This window comes from Citrobacter sp. NCU1 (assembly GCF_010231475.1).
In the GTDB taxonomy this organism is placed as follows: Bacteria; Pseudomonadota; Gammaproteobacteria; order Enterobacterales; family Enterobacteriaceae; genus Citrobacter_D.
The window spans coordinates 1-2,297 of the sequence record NZ_NRDO01000144.1 but is presented as its reverse complement, the minus strand read 5'-3'; the positions used below and the strand labels follow the sequence as shown (position 1 = coordinate 2,297).

2 protein-coding genes are annotated in these 2,297 nt (G+C 67.9%); both read left to right on the top strand.

What is annotated here, in order from left to right; translation table 11 throughout:
- Positions 1-490: DUF6691 family protein (locus tag CJP72_RS24990; RefSeq protein WP_238340175.1), on the top strand; the 490-nt coding region annotated here is incomplete at its 5' end.
- Between the two features lie 19 nt (positions 491-509).
- The gene (locus tag CJP72_RS24985; protein ID WP_007404953.1) at positions 510-2,165 is read left to right on the top strand and encodes a bifunctional protein tyrosine phosphatase family protein/NAD(P)/FAD-dependent oxidoreductase; all 1,656 of its coding nucleotides are present in this window, start codon (positions 510-512) and stop codon (positions 2,163-2,165) included.
- Positions 2,166-2,297 lie beyond the last annotated feature (132 nt).

Sequence of the window (2,297 nt, the reverse complement as noted above, 5' to 3'; positions counted from 1 at the left end):
TCGCGACGCTGGCCTTCATGGCGGCGGGTATCGCGACGGTGGCGGTGCTTCGCTCGGTCGGATGGGTGGCGTGATGCGGCAGTTTCTCGTCGCGCTGGCCAGCGGGATCCTGTTCGGCATGGGGCTGGCCCTGTCGGGGATGGTCGATCCGGCGCGGGTGCAGGCTTTTCTGGACGTGACGGGCGCGTGGGACCCGACCTTGGCGTTCGTGATGGGCGGCGCGCTCGTGCCGATGGCGGTGGCCTGGGCGATCGTTCGGCGAAGGGCCCGGCCGATGATGGCGGATGCCTTCCATCTGCCACCGACGCGACCGATCGACGCACGGCTGGTGGGTGGTGCGGTCCTGTTCGGGATCGGCTGGGGACTGGCCGGGCTATGCCCCGGTCCGGCCGTCGCCGCGCTGGCGATCGCGCCCGGGCCGGCGCTGATCTTCATCATCTTCATGACGATCGGCTTCGGGCTGTTCCGCCTGCTGCCGCCTGCAAAATAGCAAAGGATGGGAGAGCGACATGGCGTTCAAACCCCTGGATGACGGCATCGCCGTCTCGCCGCAGATCACGCTGGACGACGTGGCCGAGGCCGCACGACAGGGCTATCGGTCGATCATCTCGAACCGACCCGATGAAGAGGAGGCGGGGCAACTCACCGCCGATGCCATTCGGGCCGAGGCCGAACGTCATGGCCTGACCTTCACCCATATCCCCATCGCTCCCGGCAAGGCGACGCCCATCGACAGCGCGGCGATGGCGCAGGCGCTGGAAACCCTGCCCAAGCCGATCCTCGCCTTTTGCCGCAGCGGCATGCGCTCGGCGACCTTGTGGGCGCTGTCCAAGGCGGGGCAAGGCTCGGCCGATAGGCTGATCGATAAGGCGGCCGCCGCGGGCTATGATCTGGCCGCGCTGGCCCCCAGATTGCGCGCTCCATCGCCGAGTGCCAGTTTCGACGTGGTGATCGTCGGTGGCGGCTCGGCGGGGATCGCGACGGCGGCGAGCATCCTGAAGCGCAACGCCCGGCTGACCATCGCCATCGTCGACCCGGCGCAGGACCATTATTACCAGCCCGGTTGGACATTGGTGGGGGCCGGGGTCTTCCGCGCCCAGGATACGCGGCGTGCCGAGGCGGATGTGATGCCCAAGGGCGTCACCTGGCTGCAGGTCGCCGCGACGGGTTTCGATCCGGACCGCCATGCGGTCGCGTTGGCGGACGGGCGCATGCTGACCTACCGCGTCCTGGTTGCCGCCCCCGGCCTGCGGCTGGCGTGGGAGGCCATTGCCGGGCTGGAGGACACGCTGGGGCGGAACGGCGTCACCTCCAATTACCTTTATGATCTGGCTCCCTATACGCACCGGCTGGTACAGGAGATGACGAGCGGCCGCGCTTTGTTCAGCCAGCCGCCGATGCCGATCAAATGCGCTGGCGCGCCGCAAAAGGCGATGTATCTGTCCTGCGATATCTGGCGCCGCGCCGGCCTGTTGCCCGGGATCGATGTCGAGTTCCACAATGCCGGCGCGGTGCTGTTCGGGGTGTCGACCTATGTGCCGGCGCTGATGGACTATATCGCGCGCTATGGCATCGACCTGCGGCTGGAATCCAATCTGGTCGCCGTGGATGGCGCGCGCCGTGTCGCGACCTTTGAGTGCAAGCGGGACGGCAGGACCGAGACGATCGAGCGGGCCTTCGACATGCTGCATGTCGTTCCACCCCATGTCTCGCATGACTGGGTGGCGAAGAGCCCGCTGGCCGCACCGAGCGGTTTCATCGACGTCGATGAGGCGACGCTGCGCCACAAACGCTATGACGATGTCTTCGCCCTGGGTGACGGGGCGGGGACCAGCAACGCCAAGACGGCGGCTGCCGCTCGGCAGCAGGCGCCGGTCGTTGCGGTCAACGTTCTCGCCGCGCTGGAGGGCAAGCCGCCGGCCGCCGATTATGACGGCTATGGCTCATGCCCGCTGACCGTCGAGCGGGGCAAGATCGTGCTGGCCGAGTTCGGCTATGGCGGCAAGCTGCTCCCGACCTTCCCCAAATGGCTGGTCGACGGGGCGCGTCCGACGCGGGCGGCCTGGTTCCTGAAGGAAAGGATGCTGCCTCCGCTTTACTGGCAGGGGATGCTGAAAGGGCGCGAACTGCTCGCCCGGCCGCATCGGATCGGTGCCGCGTCATGATGCTGGAGCCGATCCAATATCTGCTGGGCGGCTTTTCGGGCGGCCTGGTCGGCTTCACCCTGGGGCTGGTTGGGGGCGGTGGCTCGATCCTGGCGGTGCCGCTGATGGTCTATCTGGTCGGCGTGCCCAGCG